The sequence below is a fragment of the Xanthomonas sp. NCPPB 3583 genome (assembly GCF_041475715.2).
GTDB lineage: Bacteria > Pseudomonadota > Gammaproteobacteria > Xanthomonadales > Xanthomonadaceae > Xanthomonas > Xanthomonas euvesicatoria.
This window is the reverse complement of record NZ_CM191263.1, coordinates 3,834,780-3,855,457: the sequence shown is the minus strand read 5'-3', so window position 1 is coordinate 3,855,457 and position 20,678 is coordinate 3,834,780. Positions and strand designations below refer to the sequence as shown.

Sequence of the window (20,678 nt, the reverse complement as noted above, 5' to 3'; positions counted from 1 at the left end):
GATCGGCGACAATGGGCGGCATGAGCAAACTCCACATTCTCGGCATCGCCGGAACTTTCATGGGCGGTGTGGCCGCCCTGGCGCGTGAGCTGGGCTGGCAGGTGGAAGGCAGCGACCAGGCCATTTATCCGCCGATGTCCACACAGCTGGAAACGCTGGGCATTGCGTTGGCGCAGGGCTATGCGCCGTCCAATATTTCGCCGGATGCGACCGACGTGGTTGTCGGTAATGCGCTTTCGCGCGGCAATCCGGCGGTGGAGGCGGTGCTGGATGCCGGCCGCCGGTACACCTCCGGCGCGCAATGGCTGGCCGAGCAGGTATTGCCCGGCCGCGACACGCTGGCCGTGGCCGGCACCCACGGCAAGACCACCACCACCACCATCCTGAGCTACCTGCTGGAGGCGGCCGGGCGCGCGCCCGGGTTTCTGATCGGTGGTGTGGCCGAAGATTTCGGCGTGTCGGCGCGACTGGGCCAGGGGCGCGAATTCGTGGTGGAAGCCGACGAATACGACACCGCGTTTTTCGACAAGCGCAGCAAGTTCGTGCACTACCGGCCGTTGGTGGCGATCCTCAATAACCTGGAATACGACCACGCCGACATCTTCCCGGACGTGGCGGCCATCCAGCGCCAGTTCCACCACCTGGTGCGCACGGTGCCCGCGCGCGGTCGCCTGATCGTCAACGGCGAAGACGCGCACCTGACCGAGGTGCTGGCGATGGGATGCTGGACGCCGGTGGAGCGATTCGGGTTCGATGCGTCGCTGGACTGGAGCGCGCGGTTGATCGCGGCCGATGGCAGCGCGTTTGCGGTGCTGCACCGTGGCGTGGAAATTGGCCAGGTGCAGTGGCCCCTGGTTGGGCGGCACAACGTCCTGAACGGGTTGGCGGCGCTGGCGGCGGTGCAGGCGGTGGGTGTGGATCCGGCGACGGTGATGCCGGCACTGGCACAGTTCCAGAGCGTCAAGCGGCGGCTGGAAGTCATCGGTAGCGCGCGCGCGATCACCGTGTACGACGACTTTGCGCACCATCCCACCGCCATCGCGACGACGTTGCAGGGTCTGCGTGCAAAGGTCGGTGCGGCGCGTGTTGTGGTGGCAATGGAGCCGCGCAGCAATTCGATGCGGCTGGGCGCGCATGCCCAGGCACTGGCGCCGTCGTTGCACGATGCCGATGCAGTGGTGTTTCTGCATCGGCCGGAACTGGCCTGGGACGCGGCACCGATCATTGCGAAGGTGCGCGGCGAGGCGCGCGTGGTGCAGGACGTGGATGCCTTGCTGCGCGCGCTGGGCGAAATTGCCCGGCCCGGAGACCATGTGGTGTTCATGTCCAACGGTGGCTTCGACGGTGCGCCGCGTCGTTTCCTGGCGCAGTTGTCCTGATGGTGCCGATCCCCGCCACTGCAGACACCAGCGCGTTGCCGCTGTTCCCCTTGCACAGCGTGCTGTTGCCTGGCGCGGCGATGGGCTTGCGCGTGTTTGAACGCCGCTATCTGGATCTGGTACGCGAATGCGGCCGTAACGGCACAAGCTTCGGCGTGTGCCTGATCCTGGAAGGCAACGAAGTCGGCGTGCCGGCTACGCCGGCCGCGTTCGGTACAGAAGTACGCATCGAGGATTTCGATGTGGGCGCCGACGGCGTGCTGGTGCTGCGCTTGCGTGGCACGCGGCGTTTCCACGTACAGCGCTCGCGCATTCGCGATAACGGTCTGGTGGTGGGAGATGTCGCCTGGCGCGAACCGGATCCGGACGACGAATTGCGGCCCGAGCACGGCCTGCTGTCCACGGTGCTGGAGCGCATGCTGGAGCAGGTGGGTGGCGAATTTGCATCGGTGGGACCGGGGTTGATGGATCAGGCCGCCTGGGTTGGTTGGCGGTTGGCCGAGCTGCTGCCATTGACCGAGCAGCAGCGGCTCTCGCTGTTGCAGCAGGACGATCCGCATCGGCGGCTGGACCAATTGCTGGCCTGGATGCCTTAAGAGCGGCTGCTAACACGGCTGCGCCCGCCACATGGGTACGGGCTGCGCTCCGAACTTTCATGCGCCACGTGTGCGCTGTGTTCCCGCACGCCGTGCACACCCAACGGATGGCCACTCGCGACGCCTTCCATCACGCCGGCCGCGTGGGCAATGGTTTCGATCGGCCCCATCACCGTGCTTGCACCGTGGCAACGGCACACTGCGCACGCTTGAGTGCGCTACCGACCGCATCCATGCACTGGATGCGCGCAATGGCGTCACTCGTTTCTTTTGATGGGGTGTGCCTTTGATTGTCGATGTAAAGCCGCGTGTGGCAGATGTGATCAGCCAGGTCTGGCGGACCCTGGCGGTATTGTTCGTATGGGATGTGTTGATCACCATCATTTACTACGTGCTGCCGTTCCGTGCGCCGGCGTTGCCGCTGACCATCTTTGGTTCTGCGCTGGCGTTGTTCCTGGGCTTTCGCGCCAATTCCACCTATCAACGCTGGTGGGAGGGGCGGGTGCTGTGGGGCCAGATGATCAATGCCTCGCGTAATCTGGTGCGCTTGAGCGTCAGTATCCTGTCCACACCGGAAGCCGGCGATCTTGGGCGCACCATTGCGCTGCGCCAGATTGCCTATGTCAACGCGCTGCGCTGCCAACTGCGCCGGTTGCCGGTGGTGATGGCGTTGTCCCCGCATGTGGATGCCGACGAAGCGGCGGCGGTGGTGGTGCGCACCAACGTGGCAAACGGGTTGCTCGATACCACCGGGCGCAGCGTCGAGCAGGCGCGTCGTGAGGGCTGGATCGACAGCATCCAGCAGGCCAGCGTCGAACGCATTCTGGTGGACATCGCCAACGCGCAAGGCGGCATGGAGCGCCTGAAAAATACGCCGCTGCCGTATCAATATCGCTTCTATCCGAACCTGTTTACGCGGCTGTTCTGCGTGCTGCTGCCAATCGGCTTGGTGGAAACGCTGCAGTACGCCACGCCGGTGGGATCGACAGTGGCCGGCCTGATGTTTCTGGCGGTGCTGAAGATCGGCGACGAGTTGGTCGACCCATTCGCCAACACTATCCACGACCTGCCGCTGGATACCATGTGCCGCACGGTGGAGATCGATGCGCTTCAGGCAATTGGTGAGCAAGCGCCGGAGCCGATGCAGCCAGTGGATGGCGTGTTGTGGTGAGGTGTCGCGCGCCAGACCAATGCGGCCTTTGCATCGCCGAACTGCGCTGATTCGCATCTTATCGTTTGCCTTGAGAGGCGATTGAACGGTGCAGGCAGCTGTGGAGCGGCCAACGGCGAGTTTTCTGCAGGGCCCTTGCCCGCCCACCATCGCGGGACACGCTGCCAAGTACGTCCTTGTAAGCTCTTACGCGGCATCCATGCCGCCATCGAGCCCCACGGATGGGTCACGGCGTGTCCCGCAAGCGGCGAGGGCGCCGTGCTCGACGAACTAAGCGTTCACCCTGAAAATTCAGCGGCCTCCAGACGGCGCCAGCACGTCACCATCGAGACAGGGCTCAACAGCTGTCGCTGACACCCCATCTCGACCCAACCACGCGATCGCCGGCCAATCGCCTGTTGCCCGATCGATCAACGGCGTTGTTGTGGCGGACCCGATGCAGCAGGATCGGACGCAGCGGTATCCGTCCCCGGCGCGGCGTTGTCTTTGTTCTCGCCACGCACTGCACTGCACTGCCCGAGGTGCTGTCGATCAGGATCACCGGCACCTGCGAGCGACGACGCTGTTCCATGCGATGGGGCAGCGGGCCGAGTGCCTCGCGCAATGCGCTCAGTGCAGGATCGACGCCGCGCAGCGGGTACCACAGCCCGATCAGGCTGAAATGGCGGCTGTAGCGCAAGGTCTGGGTGCTGCCCACCCACAGCGGTTGTGCATCCGGCTGCAGGCGCGCTGCCGCCGGCCACAGACGCAGCACATGCACGTGGCCGGGCGCGGCGTGGCGCACCATCAACAGGGCCTCGACCTGGGTATCCAGCGTGGCCGGCAGAATCGGCACTTCGTCCGGGCGGCCGCTGACGTCGAGCAGGTGCAGCGCCTGTTCCCAGCCCGCCTGCGGCTGGACCCGCCAGCCGCGCGCCTGGAGCTGGCGCTGCAGCGGGGCGAGCGGGCCGGCCAACTGGACGTCCAGCGGCCAACGCTGATCGTCGTCGAATTCGTTGCGGCGTGCCGGCAGCAGGCGCCATTGGTCTTCCCACCACGCGTTTGCGGGTAACTCCATCACTGCCGGCGGCGGCGGTTCGAACTTGGCCAGCTTGAGGTCGAGGTTGCGCGGCGCAAAATAAATTGCGCAGCTCACGAACACCCCGTAGAAGATCCACGACACCGGCTTGACCCAGAACGCGCGCGTGGCACGGCGACGGTAGGCAATACCCAGCACCAGCAGCCAGAAGATGCCGAACAACATGCCGCCGACGACGTCGCTGAGCCAGTGCGCACCGAGGTACAAACGCGCAAAACCGATCAGCGAGACGATGGCGCCGCTGACCAGATACGGCCACACGCGGCGGCGGCCAGGCAACTCGCGCGCGATCAACAGCGCGAAAAAGCCGAAGGCGATCGTGGCCATGGTGACCGCAACCGACGGAAAGCCGAAACCGCTGCTGGCCGCAGGCGGGCGCACCACCTGCACGGTGGCGCCAAGCAGCTGCGTGAGCGCCAGGCCGAACGCCAGCGCGATGACCCAATGGGCCACGGCCATCCAGCGACGGCGCCAGGCCAGATAGCCCATCGCGGCGGCAATGGCCGGCAACAGCACCTGCCAGTCGCCCAACGAGGCCAGCGCCACCATCGGGTAGTCGGCCAACGGATTACGCAGCGCCAGCATCAGGTCGTGCACGGCCAGATCCACGCGCAGCGGCTCGCCATGCGCCAGCACCACCATCAGCAGCACAAACCAGCCCCAGCCGAGCAGCAAGAGCATCAAGGCCATCATGGCCAGCGGCACCGATTCGCGACGGCGTGGGTCGAAGACGCCGACCGACCAATTCCCCAGGACCGGATGCCGGTGCGACCACTCCAGCAGGCGCGCCAGCAAGGCATCCAGGTGACCGGCCGACCAGCGATACGAATACAGCACCACCGCCCAGGCAAGCCCGATCACGGCCGCCAGCAAGGCAACCACCACAAATAGGCGCCCGGCCACCGCGGCCACTGCGTCGTAGGCCGTGCCCAGCACCCAGCCGGGCACCAGGAACAACAACGCCCACGACACGCAGGCCAGGCCGCTGGCGACCAGATACCGTTTGAAGGGCATGCGCGACATGCCGGCAATCGCCGGCACGAACGGGCGCACTGCACCCACGTAGCGCGCAATCAGGATGCTTTTGAAGGCATTGCGGCGGAACAGCAGCTCGCCGCGTTCCAGCAGTTGCGGGTAACGCCGGAATGGCCAGTAGGTGTGCAGCTGATGGCCCCAGCGATGGCCGACCCAGAAGCTCAGCGCATCGCCAACGAAGGCGCCCAGGGTGGCGCACACCACCGCATAGGGGCCGTTGATCTGCCCGAGCCCGATGAGCACGCCAATGGCGAACAGCAACGGCAACGCAGGCACGATGGCGCCCAGCACGATCACCGCATCACAAAATGCGATGCCAAAGATCACCACGCCAGCCAAGGTGGGGTGGTGTCCGATCCACTCCAGCGTGGCGTCGATCCATGAGTTCATACCTGAATTATAGGTGGGCGCGGCGGCGCCTGACCTGCATCGTCCTCACATCGGGGGATCGGCTTCACCTGAGGTTGCGGCCATGCAGCTGCCGCACGCGCGCGCGCCGCAAAGGTGGGCAGCGAGACAGACCTGCCGCCTACAATGGGGGATGACTCACGACCCTGCAGCCAATCTGCCGCTGAAGTCCGATACGTTCGGACGCATTCTGCTGATCCGCGATGACCAACGCATGTTCGTGCGTCGCGACCTGAGCGTGGCGCCGTGGCTGTTGCGCGGCGTGGCCTGGTGGCTGGCACGCCGCGAAGCGCTGGCCTTGCGCCAGCTGGATGGCGTGCCGCGCACACCGCGGCTGCTGCATTGGGACGGGCGGCACCTGGACCGCAGCTATCTGGACGGCGCTGCGATGTACCAGCGACCGCCGCGCGGCGATCTGGCCTACTTCCGCAGCGCGCGCCGGCTGTTGCAACAGCTGCATCGCCGCGGCGTGGCCCACAACGATCTGGCCAAGGAAGCCAACTGGCTGGTGCAGGAGGACGGCAGCCCGGCGGTGATCGACTTCCAGCTGGCGGTGCGCGGCAACCCGCGCGCGCGCTGGATGCGTCTGCTTGCCCGCGAGGATCTGCGCCACCTGCTCAAGCACAAGCGCATGTACTGCCCGGCCGCACTGACCCCGGTGGAACGCCGCGTGCTCAAGCGCACCTCCTGGGTTCGCGAGCTGTGGTTTGCCACCGGCAAACCGGTCTACCGCTTCGTGACCCGCCGCGTGCTGCACTGGGAAGACAACGAAGGGCAGGGGCCCAAGCCCTGAGCGGCGGGGATTGGTTGTTCGGGATTGGGGATTCGCAAGAGCGTATTGCTTGAGCGGTGGGTGGTTGGTGGTAGCAATGAAGGAATAAGCTCTTACGAATCTCCAATCCCGACTCTCTAATCCCATGACGTTATCGGGCAAAACCCTGTTCATCACCGGTGCCTCGCGTGGGATTGGCTTGGCGATTGCGTTGCGGGCGGCGCGCGATGGGGCGAATGTGGCGATTGCGGCCAAGTCGGCGGTGGCCAATCCCAAATTGCCTGGCACCATCCATAGCGCGGCCACGGCGGTGACGGCGGCCGGTGGGCAGGCACTGGCGCTCAAGTGCGACATCCGCGACGAAGTTCAGGTGCGTGCGGCAGTGGCGGCAACGGTCGATGCGTTCGGCGGGATCAACATCCTGGTCAACAACGCCAGTGCGATCTGGTTGCGCGGTACGTTGGACACGCCGATGAAGCGCTTCGATCTGATGCAGCAGGTCAACGCGCGCGGCAGTTTCCTGTGCGCGCAGGCGTGCCTGCCGCATCTGCTGCAGGCGGCCAATCCGCACATCCTCACCTTGGCCCCGCCGCCCTCGTTGAACCCGGCGTGGTGGGGCGCGCACACCGGCTACACGCTGGCCAAGATGGGCATGAGTCTGGTCACCCTGGGGCTGGCCGCGGAATTCGGCCCGCAAGGCGTGGCGATCAATGCGTTGTGGCCGCGTACCGTGATCGCCACTGATGCCATCAACATGCTTGCCGGCGTGGACGCGGCGGCCTGCCGTCGGCCGGAGATCATGGCCGACGCCGCGCATGCGGTGCTGACGCGCGCCGCAGCCGGGTTTTACGGCCGGTTCCTGATCGATGACGAGGTGCTCGCCCAGGCTGGCATCACCGACTTGAGCGGCTATGCAATGGATCCATCGCGCGCGCTGTTGCCGGATCTGTTTCTGGACTGAGAGCGGCTAACCACAGGGTACGCACTTGTCGTGAGCGTGGACGGCACGGCGCAACCGCCGTGTACGCGTGGCACACGCACTGCCGAGCAACGGCCGCGTCCGCCTGACGGCGGCGCCGTGGCGTTGGCTGCTCCAGCGCCTCAGCCATTGCCCAGCTCCGGCAGTGGCTCGGCGCATTGCCGGCAATAACGTGCGTCGGCCGCGTGGCCTTCCAGCCCGCAGCGGGCGCAGTTGCGCGCATCGCGTTTGCCGGTGTGGCCACCGTCGCGCAATGAGCTGGCCAGTTCGGCGGTATAGATGCCGGTGGGCACGGCGATGATGCTGTAGCCGATCAGGATCAGGGCCGAGGTGACGAAGCGACCCAGCGTGGTCTGCGGCACCAGATCGCCGAAGCCCACCGTGGCCATGGTGACGATGGCCCAGTACATGCTGGTGGGGATGCTGGTAAAGCCGTGCTGCGGGCCTTCGATGATGTACATCGTGGCGCCGGCGATCACGGTGATGGTGAGCACGGTGAACAGGAACACCAACACCTTGCGACGGCTACGCCACAGCGCATCCAGCAACTGTCCGCTTTCTTCGATGTAGCGGGTGAGCTTGAGAATGCGGAACAGCCGCAGGATGCGCAGCACGCGCACCACCAACAGCGTCTGTGCGCCGGGCACGAAGAACGAGAGATAACTGGGCAGGATCGACAGCAGGTCGATCACGCCCCACACGCTGAGCGCGTAATGCAGCGGGCGCCGCACCACGGCCAGGCGCAGCGCGTATTCAATGGTGAAGATCACCGTGAACGCCCATTCCAGCGGCACCAGCCAGTCCGCGGCATGCGAATGGATGCGCGGCACGCTGTCGATCATGATCACCACCACGCTCGCCAGGATCGCGACCACCAGCATCAGGTCGAAATTGCGCGAGGGGCGGGTGTCGTGGCGGTAGATGATGTCGAACCACTGCCGGCGCCAGCCATCGTCGGTGGCGGCAGTGAGTTGCGGATCGGAGAAGGGGCGCATGCGCGCATTGTGCCGCAGGCCGGCGAATGCGCGAGAATGCCGCTTCTCCCTCCGCTTCTGCGACCCATCCTCATGAGTACCGCTGCCGATTCGCCCCTGTCCCTCGCGCACTACTACCTGCCGGTGTATCGCCCGCGCCAGGTGGTGCTGGAGCGCGGCCAGGGCAGCCGCGTGTGGGACGATGCCGGGCGCGAATATCTGGATCTGTCGTCGGGCATCGCGGTGAGCGGGCTCGGCCATAACGACCCCGATCTGGTGGCTGCGCTCACCGAGCAGGCCGGCAAGCTGTGGCACACCAGTAACGTGTTTTTCAGCGCGCCGCCGCTGAAACTGGCCGAAGAACTGGTGAGCGCCTCGCGTTTCGCGCACAAGGTGTTCCTGTGCAATTCCGGCACCGAGGCCAACGAGGCGGCGATCAAGCTGGTGCGCAAGTGGGCCAGCAGCCAGGGCCGTCCGGCCGACAAGCGTGTCATCGTCACCTTCCGCGGCAGTTTTCATGGCCGTACGCTGGCATCGGTCACCGCCACTGCGCAGCCCAAGTATCAGGAAGGCTACGAGCCGCTGCCGGGTGGATTTCGCTATGTGGATTTCAACGATGTCGCGGCGCTGGAAGCGGCGATGGCCGGCGGCGATGTGGCGGCGGTGATGGTCGAGCCGATCCAGGGCGAGGGCGGCGTGATGCCGGCCGCGCCGGGCTTTCTGAGCCGCGTGCGCGCGCTGTGCGACCAGCATGATGCGCTGCTGGTGCTGGACGAAATTCAATGCGGCATGGGCCGCACCGGCACGCTGTTCGCGCATTGGCAGGAGCAGGTGACGCCGGACATCGTGACCCTGGCCAAGGCCTTGGGTGGCGGTTTCCCGATCGGCGCGATGCTGGCCGGGCCCAAGGTCGCCGAAACCATGCAGTTCGGCGCGCACGGCACCACCTTCGGCGGCAACCCGCTGGCCGCGGCAGTGGCGCGCGTGGCGCTGCGCAAGCTGGCCTCGCCGCAGATTGCCGATAACGTGGTGCGGCAATCTGCGGCATTGCGCGCCGGGCTGGAAGCGCTCAATGCCGACTTTGGCCTGTTTGCGCAGATTCGTGGGCGTGGCCTGATGCTGGGCGCGGTACTGGCTCCTGCGCACGCGGGGCAGGCCGGGGCGATCCTCGACCTGGCGGCCACGCATGGCTTGCTGCTGCTGCAGGCCGGCCCGGATGTATTGCGCTTCGTGCCGGCACTCAATCTCACCGATGCCGAACTGGCCGATGGCCTGGCGCGCTTGCGTCTGGCCATTGCCGAGTATGTCGCCCAGGCGTGATGTCGGGCGGTGCTTGCGCGCCCCCTGGCCGGCCCGCAGCCGGCTGCAAGGGCCTTGGAGATGCGTGGTGTGTGGCATGTAGCGCGCTGACGCAGTGCCCGGTCTTTCCATTGCCCGGAGGGGATGGCTGTCTTCCGCCGTACCCTCACCCCCAACCCCTCTCCCGACGGGAGAGGGGCTTGGTTTCATGCAAGTCCGTATCGCTTCAGCACTCGCCGCAGTGCACGCGCATCGCGCACGGTGTCGGCGTGCAGGCCGGCCGCGCGTGCGCCACGCACGTTGACGAACAGGTCGTCGACAAACAACGTGCGTTCGGCGCGTTGCTCAAGTTGCGCAAGCGCGCGCTGATAGACCGGCACATCCGGTTTGCGGCCGCCCAGTGCACCGCTGCACAGCACGCGGCCCCGCAACAACGGAAATAGCGAGGGCACGATCCGCTCGATCGCTTCTGCCATCAACGGGCCATTATTGGTGAGCACCGCCACCGCCGTAGTCGTCGACACCGCCAGCACCTGTGTCACCACCGACGGGTCGGCGCGGCAGGCCGCCACGCGCGCATCGATCCAGGTAGTGCGATCGATTGGCTGCCCCAGCCCTTCGCTCAGACGCGCCAGATACGCCTGCGTGTCGATCGCACCCGCATCGTAGGCGCGCTCCAGACCTTGCACGAACAACACCTCATGCACGCGCTGCGGTGAGCATTGCGCCGCTGCTGCAAGCGCGGCTAGGCGCCGTGGCCGCGCGTAGTGCGCGAGCACGCCGTCGAAATCCAGCAACAGCAGCGATGGTGGTGCGGGCGACATATGCGTGCTCGTACGGCGGCTGCGCAGCGTTGTCGATTCGGCGCGGCATGGCAAGCGCGCAAGAGCTGCAATGCAGGGCATTCGCGCAGGTAGGTGGCTGCGCTACCTATTCAGAGTTTTGAATTCGGTAGCGACCTACCCGCCTGCGCCGAGCCCACCCGCCGCACCCAGGTTAGGCAGCAATCGCGCTGGTTATGGTCACTGCACGCCGCATCCGCGGTATCAGCCGGTCTCGGGGGAGCGCCCGGTCACTCAGCACGCCACACGTCTCCAGGGGTTGATTGCATGCCAAAGTGCTCGAACACCGATCGATTGGCGGCCTCGGTCGCCGACATCCTCGCCACCACCCGCCCGCGCCGCGCGCTGGCATCAATGACCTTGCTGCTGGCCGGCGCGCAGAGCTTGCCTGCGCTGGCGCAAGACGCACGCACGCTGGATGCGGTCAGCGTGGTGGGCACCGGCTCCACCCGCACCACCGCGTCCATCTCGGCGGACGAGATCCAGGCGCAGGTGCCAGGGGTGGCGCCGCAGCAGCTGTTGGCCAGCCTGCCCGGCGTGAACGTGCAGACCACCGACCCGTTCGGGCTGTATGAATTCGGTGATTCGATGACCATCCGCGGGTTTTCCGCCAACCAGATCGGCGTGACCTTGGACGGCATTCCGATCGAAACCTTCGACACCCGCGAAGGCGGGCCGATTACGCGCTACGTCTCCAGCGAAAACCTGCTCGATGTGACGGTGTCCGCCGGTTCGGGCGATGTCACCCAGCCTTCCTACCATGCACTGGGCGGTGCGATCCGCTACACCAGCCTGCCACCAAAGGGCGGCGACAGCTGGAGCGGCAATCTCACCCAGACGATTGGTTCGGACGATCTGGTGCGCAGCTTCGTGCGCCTGGATACGCCGGACTGGTGGAAAGGCGGCCCCAGCGCGTATCTGTCCGCCTCGCGCACGCAAGGCGGGGTGTGGGACATGGAGCCGGCCACGCAGAAGAGCGATCACTTCGAAGCCAAGATTCGCCAGGCCTGGGACGCTGGCAGCCTGACGCTGGGATGGATCTACAACAACCGCAAGGACTACGACGTGCAGTCGTACAACTCCGACGGTTCGGTGGCGTGGGACCTGCATGAGCGCATCACCGGCAACCCGGAAGTGGATGCCGAGCATTACAGCGAATGGCAGAACGGGCGACGCGACTCGCTGCTCAGCCTGCACGGCAATTTCCTGTTCAACGATGCAATCGGCTTCACCTTTACCGGCTATTACGAGAACAAGCATGGGTATGGCGTCGGCGGCACTCCGCCGAGCACGGCGACAGGCCTGTACAACGATGCCATCGCCGGCACGCCGGGGCGCACCGACATCGCCATCAACGACCCGCAGATCGTCGATGCCACCGGCACTGTCACCCACGTCGGTGCGATGACGCGGCGCGAAGAAATCATGGGGGGCGATCGCTATGGCCTCACCACAGCGGTGTCATGGGAGACCGAGCACAACAAGCTCGAAGTCGGCGCGTGGTACGAAAACTACGACTTCGATCAGGTGCGCCCGCTGTACAACCTGGACCCGGCCACCGGCGAGCTGCTCAAGGGCGCGCTGCCGATCGTCATCTACTACGACAACCACTTCTCCACCGAAGTGAAGCAGCTCTACATCAAGGACACGCTGCGCCTGCTCGACGACCGCTTGACGATGGAGTTCGGTGCCAAGGGGCTGGATGTCAAACGCGACTACGACGGCATCGCCAATCTGGATGATTTCAATGTCGGCGTGCGCCGCGATGTCACCATCAAGAACAGCGACTGGTTCCAGCCCCAGGTCGGCGCCAGCTTCCAGCTTGCCGAGGGCGTGCAGGTGTTCGCCAACTATGCGGAAAACTTCAGCTCGGCGCCGCGGCTGGCGCTGACCTCGGGTGCGTTCAACCCGGATATCGCACCGGAAGAGTCCACCAACATCGATATCGGCATCCGCGCCGAATCCACGCAGTGGAGCGGCTACATCGCCGCCTACAGGATCGATTACGAGAACCGCATCATCGCGCTGACCGACCCGGACCCGCTGGTGGTGGCGCCCACCGTCTACGCCAACGTCGGCGACGTGCAGACGTACGGGGCCGAAATGTCCGGCATGTGGAAGCCGGCGCCAGGCTGGCGGCTGGGCGCATCGCTGACCTGGAACAACTCCGAGTTCCAGGACAACTATTTCGGCCCGGTCAGCGGCAACCTGGTGCAGGTGGAAGGCAACGAGGTGCCGGATGCGCCGAAGGTGATGTTCAGCGTCAACGGCGGTTGGGAAGGCACGCATTTGTTTGCCAACCTCGATGCCAAATACACTGGCAAGCGCTACGGCGATACGCTCAATACCGATCGGGTAGATGCCACCTTCATCGTCAACGGCAGCGTCGGGTATCAGGGCGAAGACGGCGGGTTCCTTGCCGGTGGCCGGCTGCAGTTGTCGGTCTACAACCTGTTCGACAAGGACGATGCGATCGGGGCGGTATTTCCCAACGAAAGCTCGGGCTCGTATCAGTTGATCGCACCACGGCAGCTGTTCGCCAGCCTGGCCTACACATTCTGAAGTGCAGCCGCGGCCGGCAGGGTTGCCGGTCGCGTGCGTTAGTCCACGACATGCAGGGGACGTGCGTTGATGCAAGGCAATCACACGGGAGCGATGACGCGGCGGCAATTGCTGGCGCGCATCGGTATGACCGCCGGTGGCGCGATGATGTATCAGGCGATGAGCAGCCTGGGCATGGCGGCCGAATCCAGTTTCAAAGGCCCACTGCAACTGGATGGCGACCCCAAGGGGGCATCGGTCTTGATCCTCGGTGCCGGGCTGGCCGGCATGAGCGCGGCGTTCGAGTTGCGCAAGGCCGGTTACCGCGTGCAACTGCTCGAATACAACGACCGCCCCGGCGGGCGTAACTGGACCCTGCGCGGCGGCGACCGCTATGCCGAGTTGGGCGGGGCCAGGCAGCATTGCCAGTTCGACGAGGGTTTGTATCTCAATCCCGGGCCGTGGCGCATTCCGCATCACCACAAGGCGGTGCTGAGTTACTGCAAGCAGTTCGGCGTGGCGCTGGAAGCGTTCAATCAGGTCAATTACAACGCGCTGCTGCACAGCCAGAACGGCTTCGGCGGCAAACCGCAGCGCTTTCGTGCCATCGACGCCGACTACAAGGGCCATGTGTCCGAGTTGCTGGCCAAGTGCACGCAGCAACGCGCCCTGGACACGGCCGTCAGCCGCGAGGATCAGGAGCTGCTGCTGGAATCACTGCGTACCTGGGGCGCGCTCGACCAGAAGTTCGGATATGTCAAAGGCAAGGACAGCAGCGAGCGGCGCGGGTTTGCGCGCTATCCCGGCGGTGGCTTGTCGGGCAAGCCGGAATTCTCCGATCCTTTCAGCGTGCAGGACGTGCTGCGCTCGCGCCTGTGGACCACACTGGCAGCCGGCAACAACTACGAAATGCAGGCCACCATGTTCCAGCCGGTGGGAGGCATGGACCAGATCGGCAAGGCGTTCGCGCGTCAACTGGGCAATGCCATCACCTATAACGCCAAGGTCACCAAGATCGACCAAGACGGCAGCGGCGTGCGCGTGTCCTGGCAGGATGCGGCGCGTGGTGGCGAAGAACGTCTCGCCACTGCGGATTGGTGCATCTGCACCATTCCGTTGTCGGTGCTCAGCCGCATACCGGTCACCGCCAGCGATGCGATGACCACGGCGATCGGCAAGGTGCCGTATGCGGCCTCGGTGAAAGTGGGGCTGCAATTCAAGCGCCGTTTCTGGGAAGAAGACGAAGCGATCTACGGCGGCATCAGTTACACCGATCTGCCGATCACCTTGATCAGCTACCCCAGCACCAACTACCACAGCCCTGGCAAAGGCGTGCTGCTCGGCGCCTATGTGTGGGGGCTGGATGCCTACCAGTTCACCGCGATGTCCCCGGAGCAGCGCGTGCGTAAAGCAGTGGAATACGGCACCCAGCTGCATCCGCAGTATCCGCGCGAATTCGAAAACGGCATTGCGGTCGGCTGGCACCGCGTGCCGTTCACGCATGGCTGCTTCGGCATGTGGAGCGAGCAGGCGCGCGCCGAGCATTACCAACCGCTGTGCCAGATCGACGGACGGCTGGCACTGGCCGGCGAGCACGTGTCGTACATTCCGGCCTGGCAGGAGGGTGCCATTCTGTCGGCGCACGATGTCGTTGGCCGCCTGCATCGCAAGGTCATTGCCCAGGGAGCGCGCGCATGAGTCTGCTGCCAAGAGCGTGCGGCGCCACTGTTGCGCTCGCCATTCTCGCCTTGTTGCTGCCGCCCAACGTGCGCGATGCGCAGGCGCAGAGTTCCGATGCCACCCAGCTGTTTCCGCAGCAAGGCTTCGCCAAGGCCTCCGGCCAGGACGTTTACCAGGCGATCTGCCAGGGTTGCCATATGCCGGCCGGGCGTGGCGCGCAAGGTGCCGGCGACTATCCTGCGCTTGCCAGCAACCCGAAACTGGCCGCCGGCCCGTACGTGACCATGATGGTGCTCGACGGCCACGCGGGGATGCCGGGTTTCGCCGACATGCTCGACGACCGCCAGGTGGCCGAAGTGGTGAGCTATGTGCGCACGCACTTCGGTAACGACTATGCCGAGCGCGTGACCATCGACGACGTCAGATCACTCCGCCGCTGATCTTCTCTCCTACAAGGAATTGCCATGCTCCGTTCCATCACGACCGTTCTCACCGCCGCAGTGCTTTGGTCTTCCAGTCTCGGTGCCGCACACGCGGCCGAGGTGATCCGCCACAAGATTCCCAACAGCGATTTTCCCATCGCTGCCGCGGTGGAAATTCCGGCCGGCAAGGCCACGGTGTATGTCAGTGGCAAGGTGCCGGCGGTGATCGATACCAGTGCGCCGAAGGATTCGGCGGCCGCCTATGGCGACACCAAGGCGCAGACGGTGAGCGTGTTGAACCAGATCAAGCAGCAGCTGGCCACGTTGGGGCTGGGCATGGGCGATGTGGTGAAGATGCAGGTGTTTCTGGTCGGCGATCCGGCGATGGGCGGCAAGATGGATTTCAACGGCTTCATGGAAGGCTATCGCCAGTTTTTCGGCACCAAGGAGCAACCCAACCTGCCGGCGCGCTCGGCATTCCAGATCGCAGCGCTGGGTAACCCGCTGTATCGGGTCGAGATCGAAGTGGTTGCCGTGCGTCCCTGAATCCGCGTTGTCATCCTGCTGGAGGTTGTCATGAACACTGCTCTTTCGCGCCGCGCGTTTCTACGCGACTCCGCGTTGTTTGCCGGCGCCGCCGGTGCCGGCAGCTTGCCGCTGCTGGCCAGCGCCGTCGAACGCTCCACTGCCATCGCGCCCGCACCGGCAACGGCGCTGGCACCGGTGATGATCGACTCCAATGAATTTCCGGATGGACCGTCGGCTGCCGCAGTAAAGGCCATCGCGCAGATCGCCCCGCAAGGCGGGCGGTATTTGCGGCAGGTACAGATGGAATTGATGACCACCCTGGCTGCCGAGCTCGCGCTGCCGGTCGATCACCTGATGGCGTATGCCGGGTCCACCGAACCGCTCGACTACACGATGCTGGCATTTACTTCGCCCAGCGCCGCGTTGGTCACGGCCGACCCCACCTACGAATCCGGTTGGCGTGCGGCAACCCGCAATGGTGCGCGCCTGATCAAGGTGCCGCTGCGCAAGGACTTTTCGCACGATGTACAGGCCATGTGCGCGGCGGACGCCAACGCGGGCGTGATCTACATCTGCAACCCCAACAATCCCACCGGTTCGGTCACCGCACGCAAGGATCTGGACTACGCTTTGGCGCACAAGCCCAAAGGCAGCGTGTTGGTGGTGGATGAGGCGTATATCCACTTCGCGCAAAACACGCGCAGCATGGTCGACATGGTGGCTGCAGGCGAAGACGTGGTGGTGTTGCGCACCTTCTCCAAACTCTATGGCATGGCCGGCATCCGCCTGGGCTATGCGGCCGCGCGTCCGGACCTGCTGGCCAAGCTGAAGTTCTACAGCGTCAACAGCTTGCCGGTCACAGCCGCCGCTGCCGGGCTGGCCAGCCTGCGTGATCCTGCACTGGTGCCGCAACGGCGCGCACGTACGGCCGCGACGCGCACGGATGTGATGGACTTTCTCGCCAGGCAGGGCTATGCGTGCACTGCCTCGGAGAGCAACTGCTTCATGGTGGATGTAAAGCGGCCTGCCGCCGGTTTCAAGGACGACATGGCCACCCATGGCGTGTTCATCGGCCGCAGCTGGCCGGTGTGGCCAACCTGGTCGCGGATCACTGTGGGCACCGATGCGGAGATGGCGCGTTTCAAGCAGGCGTTCGTACAAGTGATCGCCGGTAAGCGCGGCCCGTTGCCGGTGCCGGCCATCGCGTCCGCAGCAGCAGATCCGATGGATGCGTTTTTCCGTTACGCGTGAAGCACGCATGCGGCCGAAGGTCTGCTTGCAATCAGCAGGACGCCTGGCATCGTTGGTCGATGCGCGAGCGTATGCAGTGGGCTGGCGCGTGATGCCTTGTTGATTGCGACTCCGCGTTACTCTGGCACTATCAGCACCTCTGACCACGTCGCTGTTGCAATGGTGCGCCGCGTGCGATGTGCTGCACCTTCCCAACGCAGGAGTGTTCTCTTGAAGCTGTTTTCCACGATTGCTGTGTGTGCGCTGGCGCTGATGGCGCCGACGGCATGGGCACGGACGTGCGCGGTGACCATCACCGGCAACGATCAAATGAAGTTCGACCAGAGCGCGATCAAGCTAGCGCCCGAGTGCACGCAGGTGGAGCTTACGCTCAAGCATTCCGGCAAGATGGCTGCCACCGTGATGGGGCACAACTGGGTGTTGACCAAGTCTGCCGATTTCCAGGCGGTGGCCAATGCCGGCGTACGTTCGACCATCGCCGACAGCTATCTGCCCAAGGCCGACGCACGCGTGATTGCGCACACCAAGGTCATTGGCGGCGGCGACAGCACCACGGTGAGTTTTCCCACCAGCAAACTGAGCAAGGGCGCCGACTACACGTTCTTCTGCTCGTTCCCCGGCCATTGGGCGATGATGAAGGGCACGCTGACGTTCGGGTGATGCGTGCGGGCGGCCAACGCTGTCAGGCCTGGCCGCCACACGTGCAAACCTGCGTTGAACGCAAGATGCATGCGACCTGGCTCAGCCAGGTCGCAGCGGCTGATCTGCATGCGGGCCGCTTCCACGCAACAACCCGCGCTGCAATGCTTGCGCAAGCGCGCTTTCGCGGCTGCGCGCGTCGAGCTTGCGGTACAGGTTTTTCAGATGGAATTTGACCGTGTTTTCCGACAGGTGCAGGCAGCGTGCGATCTGCTTGTTGGAATAGCCACGCGCCAGTTGCGCCAGCACTTCCAGTTCGCGCTCGCTGAAGATGTCACCGGCCGGGTCGTCGTTGCCGCTAAGGCGTTCGAGCAAGGCCTGGATGGTCAAGGCACGCGTGGTGCCGCCCACGGTCTGCGGGTCGTGCTGGCGTAGCGAGCGCAGCATCGCCTTGGCCGGCAAGCCCAGTTCCACGATCGCCTGCCAGCTTTGCGTGAGCGCGACATGGTCCAATGCGCTGTACAGATACGGCAGGGCGGCAACCAGTTCGCCACGTTGCTGCAGTACCAGCGCGATGCGTCCACGGGCGCGCGCCAGATGGCAGACATTGTCGTTGGCCAGGCAGGCTTGCTCGATCTGTCCGAGGATGCTCAGCGCGGCGCTGCTGCGCCCGGCCAGGCGATGCCAGCGGGCCAGTGCGAAGCCCATCGCCGCGCGATCGTGCCAGCGGTGTGGCGAGCGCAAGGTATGCGCCAGGCCGGATTCGCCGCCGGTACGTGCGATCAGCACATCGATGGCGGCGTTGCCTGGATGTTCCAGTAACAGCATCAGCCGCCATGCTGCAGCCAGTTCCGACAAGCGCGCCAATTTGCGTCCGTGTGCGATCTGTTCGATATGCTCCAGCAACAGCAACGCGCTGCGTCCGCTATGGTCGCGCACGCGTTCCAGCCCCAGCGCAGTGCCGTATCCGGCGGCCAGCACGTCCACGCCGCCATCGTGCTGCTCCAGCAATTCCAGCGCCGGATGCAGCAGGTCGGCTGCGTCGTCGTGATGGCCGCGTTCGTAGTGCAACTGCGCAAGCAGGCACTGAGCGGCGGCTTCCAGCACCCGATCCGGCTGCGGGGTACGTGCGCACCAGCTCAGTGCCTGCTGATAGCAGGCTTCCGCATCGCTGAGCCGGCCGCGATAGAACAGGCTCTGCCCCAGCGACAACATGGCCCGGCTGGCACCGACCTCGCTGCCGCCACGTTGCATGGTGTCGCGCGCGTTGCGCGCGTAGCGCTCGGCAACCGCGAACGCGCCCTGCGCAATCGCGGTGGTGGCGCAGATGCAGAGCAACATGCCGCGGCCCAGATGGTCGTCTTCGTCCAGTGCGCCAGCCTGGGCGGCAATCTGGGTCAGGCCATGCGGATTGCCGCAGATTTCATCCAGACGGTCGCGCAGCAGCGCCACGACCACGGTGTAGTCGCGCTGCAGCGGCTCGCGTAACGCAGCCGGAAAATCGCGGAAGCGCTCCAGCAACAGGCGTGCATGGCTGAATTCGCCCAGCTTGATGTGCAGGTGCGCCTGGGTGAGATTGAGCGCGGGTGTGTCGCGGATGGTGCGGTGGTCGAAATGGCGCAGCAGTGCGCGTACTTCATGCGTGCCGTGAGTCAACAGCAGCTGCCAGGTGCCGGCGCGTGCGATGTAGCTGGCGGCAAGATCGCCGCAGCCGCCGCGCCAAGCATGCCGCACCGCTTCGGCAAGCTGCTGATGATCGCCGAACCAGCGCGCTGCGCGTTGATGCAGCTGCACGCTCAGGCCTGGATGTTCGCGGTCGAGCAGTTGCTGCAAAAAGTCGGCAAACAGCGGGTGGTAGCGGAACCATTCGCGCTCGCCATCCAGCGGCACCAGCAGACCATGGAAATGCTCCAGCCGCGCCAGCAAGCGGCCGCTGTCCTGGCGTTGGCGCACCGCGTCGGCGAGCGCGGCGTTGAAGCGTTCCAGCGGGCTGGTGCGCAACAGGAGTTCGCGGGTGTCTGGGTCCAGATCGTTGACCACTTGTTCGGCCAGGTACGCGGCAATCTGCGCGCTGCGCCCGGAGAAACGTACGGTGACTTCCTGCCGACGCTGGGTATCGCCTTCCAACCACAGCCGTGCCAGTTGCAGCGCCACCGGCCAGCCTTCTGTGTAGCGCCGCAGTTCGTCCGCCACCGGTGCGGTCACGTGCGGGCCCAGCAACGCCTGCGCTTCGGTGTCGTCGAGCGCCAGCTGCGTGCTGCCGATGCGGCTGAGCTGCGCGTGCAGATCCAGCCGCGCCAGGGGTAGATTGGGTACGCGGCGGGTCGCGAGTGCCAGATGCAAACGCCCGCCACTGTGTTCGATCAGGCGTAGCACCAGTTCATCGACAGGGCTGCTGCCGAGTCGGTCGTAGTCGTCGAGAATCACGCTGATGCGCCGGGGCGCTGCGCGTAGCGCGCGAATCAGCAATGCCGCCGCGTCGCGCGGGTCGTGATCGCGGTTGTGCAGCACGGCCGCGCACAGCGCGTGGTCGGCGCCTGCGTTCTGCAGCGCATACGCAAGATGGCCGAGAAAACGCCCGGCGTCGGCATCTTCTTCGTCCAGCGACAGCCATGCCACCGCGCTCTGCTCGCGCGTACTCAGGTGCGCATGCCACTGCGCCAGCAGCGTGGTCTTGCCGAATCCGGGCGGGGCGAGCAATAGCGTCAGCGGACGTGCCTGCGCCTGATCCAGCGCAGCCAGCAGTGCGCCACGCACCACCGCGCTGGGGGGCGGCAACGCAGGCTCCAGCTTGCCGGCAAGCAGCCAATCGGGATTCACGGGGTCGCGCGACGGTGTCGGGCGCGGGGTGAGCAGCGCAACAGGCTTGAGCATGAGGCGAGGGCGGCCGTATCGAGCGTCGACAGCGTGCCGACTCGACACGCTGCAGATCGGGGTGAAACAGCGGCAATGCAGCGTCATCGCCGGATTCGGCGACGCAGGTGCAGCGGCTGCTTCGAGGGTCCCCACCCATGCCCGTCCCTGAGCACCTTTTTCAGAAAGGTATGACAGCCACACGACAAAAGCAAAGCGTGTTGCGCCGAG

At 65.3% G+C, this 20,678-nt stretch carries 15 protein-coding genes and 1 pseudogene; 12 read left to right on the top strand and 4 right to left on the bottom strand.

Annotated elements, in window-relative coordinates; translation table 11 throughout:
• Positions 1-11: 11 nt before the first annotated feature.
• The 3 genes from mpl to ACCQ07_RS16635 all read left to right on the top strand — a co-directional run bounded on the left by mpl (position 12) and on the right by ACCQ07_RS16635 (position 3,146).
• Positions 12-1,379: a UDP-N-acetylmuramate:L-alanyl-gamma-D-glutamyl-meso-diaminopimelate ligase gene (mpl, locus tag ACCQ07_RS16645; protein WP_206212847.1), complete on the top strand. Its 1,368-nt coding sequence runs from the start codon at positions 12-14 to the stop codon at positions 1,377-1,379.
• Positions 1,379-1,975 carry an LON peptidase substrate-binding domain-containing protein gene (locus tag ACCQ07_RS16640; RefSeq protein ID WP_008577875.1) on the top strand — a complete coding sequence of 199 codons (597 nt, stop codon included), beginning with the start codon at positions 1,379-1,381 and terminating at the stop codon, positions 1,973-1,975. The genes mpl and ACCQ07_RS16640 overlap by 1 nt, the downstream gene beginning before the upstream one ends.
• A gap of 286 nt (positions 1,976-2,261) precedes the next feature.
• A complete protein-coding gene (locus ACCQ07_RS16635; protein WP_218496916.1) occupies positions 2,262-3,146 on the top strand; it encodes a bestrophin family protein in 885 nt (294 codons plus the stop codon).
• A 410-nt stretch (positions 3,147-3,556) separates the two neighbouring features.
• Here ACCQ07_RS16635 and ACCQ07_RS16630 read toward each other — a convergent pair.
• Positions 3,557-5,649: pseudogene (locus ACCQ07_RS16630) on the bottom strand (bifunctional DedA family/phosphatase PAP2 family protein).
• A 151-nt stretch (positions 5,650-5,800) separates the two neighbouring features.
• Between ACCQ07_RS16630 and ACCQ07_RS16625 the strand changes: the two are divergent.
• Together ACCQ07_RS16625 and ACCQ07_RS16620 are read left to right on the top strand one after the other, a co-directional pair.
• A complete protein-coding gene (locus tag ACCQ07_RS16625) occupies positions 5,801-6,460 on the top strand; it encodes a serine/threonine-protein kinase (protein ID WP_372164291.1) in 660 nt (219 codons plus the stop codon).
• A 124-nt stretch (positions 6,461-6,584) separates the two neighbouring features.
• Positions 6,585-7,400 (top strand): SDR family oxidoreductase, encoded by an 816-nt coding sequence (locus ACCQ07_RS16620; protein WP_372363468.1) that lies wholly within the window; start codon positions 6,585-6,587, stop codon positions 7,398-7,400.
• Between the two features lie 140 nt (positions 7,401-7,540).
• Here the strand turns inward: ACCQ07_RS16620 and ACCQ07_RS16615 are convergent, their stop codons facing one another.
• The gene (locus tag ACCQ07_RS16615; protein WP_029820205.1) at positions 7,541-8,413 is read right to left on the bottom strand and encodes an ion transporter; all 873 of its coding nucleotides are present in this window, start codon (positions 8,411-8,413) and stop codon (positions 7,541-7,543) included.
• Between the two features lie 72 nt (positions 8,414-8,485).
• Here ACCQ07_RS16615 and ACCQ07_RS16610 point away from each other — a divergent pair, with 72 nt between their 5' ends.
• Positions 8,486-9,712, top strand: a complete 1,227-nt coding sequence (locus ACCQ07_RS16610) for an acetylornithine transaminase (protein WP_008577885.1) — start codon at positions 8,486-8,488, stop codon at positions 9,710-9,712.
• Between the two features lie 185 nt (positions 9,713-9,897).
• Here ACCQ07_RS16610 and ACCQ07_RS16605 read toward each other — a convergent pair whose 3' ends face one another.
• A complete protein-coding gene (locus tag ACCQ07_RS16605; RefSeq protein WP_372363467.1) occupies positions 9,898-10,515 on the bottom strand; it encodes an HAD-IA family hydrolase in 618 nt (205 codons plus the stop codon).
• A 285-nt stretch (positions 10,516-10,800) separates the two neighbouring features.
• Here ACCQ07_RS16605 and ACCQ07_RS16600 point away from each other — a divergent pair, with 285 nt between their 5' ends.
• The 6 genes from ACCQ07_RS16600 (at position 10,801) to azu (ending at position 17,615) form a co-directional block, all read left to right on the top strand.
• On the top strand, positions 10,801-13,095 hold the full coding sequence (locus ACCQ07_RS16600) for a TonB-dependent receptor (protein ID WP_372363466.1): 2,295 nt from the start codon (positions 10,801-10,803) through the stop codon (positions 13,093-13,095).
• A 69-nt stretch (positions 13,096-13,164) separates the two neighbouring features.
• A complete protein-coding gene (locus tag ACCQ07_RS16595) occupies positions 13,165-14,772 on the top strand; it encodes a flavin monoamine oxidase family protein (protein ID WP_372363465.1) in 1,608 nt (535 codons plus the stop codon).
• Positions 14,769-15,194, top strand: a complete 426-nt coding sequence (locus tag ACCQ07_RS16590) for a c-type cytochrome (protein ID WP_228996766.1) — start codon at positions 14,769-14,771, stop codon at positions 15,192-15,194. Before ACCQ07_RS16595 ends, ACCQ07_RS16590 begins: the two co-directional genes overlap by 4 nt.
• 24 nt (positions 15,195-15,218) lie before the next feature.
• Positions 15,219-15,722: a RidA family protein gene (locus ACCQ07_RS16585; RefSeq protein WP_031424214.1), complete on the top strand. Its 504-nt coding sequence runs from the start codon at positions 15,219-15,221 to the stop codon at positions 15,720-15,722.
• A 30-nt stretch (positions 15,723-15,752) separates the two neighbouring features.
• On the top strand, positions 15,753-16,955 hold the full coding sequence (locus ACCQ07_RS16580) for a pyridoxal phosphate-dependent aminotransferase (protein WP_372363464.1): 1,203 nt from the start codon (positions 15,753-15,755) through the stop codon (positions 16,953-16,955).
• A 210-nt stretch (positions 16,956-17,165) separates the two neighbouring features.
• Positions 17,166-17,615 (top strand): azurin, encoded by a 450-nt coding sequence (gene azu, locus ACCQ07_RS16575; RefSeq protein ID WP_005911961.1) that lies wholly within the window; start codon positions 17,166-17,168, stop codon positions 17,613-17,615.
• An 81-nt stretch (positions 17,616-17,696) separates the two neighbouring features.
• On the opposite strand, the gene ACCQ07_RS16570 is transcribed toward azu, so the two are convergent.
• A complete protein-coding gene (locus ACCQ07_RS16570) occupies positions 17,697-20,468 on the bottom strand; it encodes a winged helix-turn-helix domain-containing protein (RefSeq protein WP_372363463.1) in 2,772 nt (923 codons plus the stop codon).
• Positions 20,469-20,678: the final 210 nt, after the last annotated feature.

Excerpts from the sequence above, each read along its gene's own strand:
- ACCQ07_RS16620 (WP_372363468.1), top strand. The coding sequence starts at position 6,585 with ATGACGTTATCGGGCAAAACCCTGTTCATCACCGGTGCCTCGCGTGGG.
- ACCQ07_RS16595 (WP_372363465.1), top strand. The coding sequence starts at position 13,165 with ATGCAAGGCAATCACACGGGAGCGATGACGCGGCGGCAATTGCTGGCG.
- ACCQ07_RS16605 (WP_372363467.1), bottom strand. The coding sequence starts at position 10,515 with ATGTCGCCCGCACCACCATCGCTGCTGTTGCTGGATTTCGACGGCGTG.
- ACCQ07_RS16625 (WP_372164291.1), top strand. The coding sequence starts at position 5,801 with ATGACTCACGACCCTGCAGCCAATCTGCCGCTGAAGTCCGATACGTTC.
- ACCQ07_RS16590 (WP_228996766.1), top strand. The coding sequence starts at position 14,769 with ATGAGTCTGCTGCCAAGAGCGTGCGGCGCCACTGTTGCGCTCGCCATT.
- ACCQ07_RS16615 (WP_029820205.1), bottom strand. The coding sequence starts at position 8,413 with ATGCGCCCCTTCTCCGATCCGCAACTCACTGCCGCCACCGACGATGGC.
- ACCQ07_RS16600 (WP_372363466.1), top strand. The coding sequence starts at position 10,801 with ATGCCAAAGTGCTCGAACACCGATCGATTGGCGGCCTCGGTCGCCGAC.
- ACCQ07_RS16610 (WP_008577885.1), top strand. The coding sequence starts at position 8,486 with ATGAGTACCGCTGCCGATTCGCCCCTGTCCCTCGCGCACTACTACCTG.
- ACCQ07_RS16640 (WP_008577875.1), top strand. The coding sequence starts at position 1,379 with ATGGTGCCGATCCCCGCCACTGCAGACACCAGCGCGTTGCCGCTGTTC.
- ACCQ07_RS16580 (WP_372363464.1), top strand. The coding sequence starts at position 15,753 with ATGAACACTGCTCTTTCGCGCCGCGCGTTTCTACGCGACTCCGCGTTG.
- ACCQ07_RS16585 (WP_031424214.1), top strand. The coding sequence starts at position 15,219 with ATGCTCCGTTCCATCACGACCGTTCTCACCGCCGCAGTGCTTTGGTCT.
- ACCQ07_RS16570 (WP_372363463.1), bottom strand. The coding sequence starts at position 20,468 with ATGCTCAAGCCTGTTGCGCTGCTCACCCCGCGCCCGACACCGTCGCGC.
- mpl (WP_206212847.1), top strand. The coding sequence starts at position 12 with ATGGGCGGCATGAGCAAACTCCACATTCTCGGCATCGCCGGAACTTTC.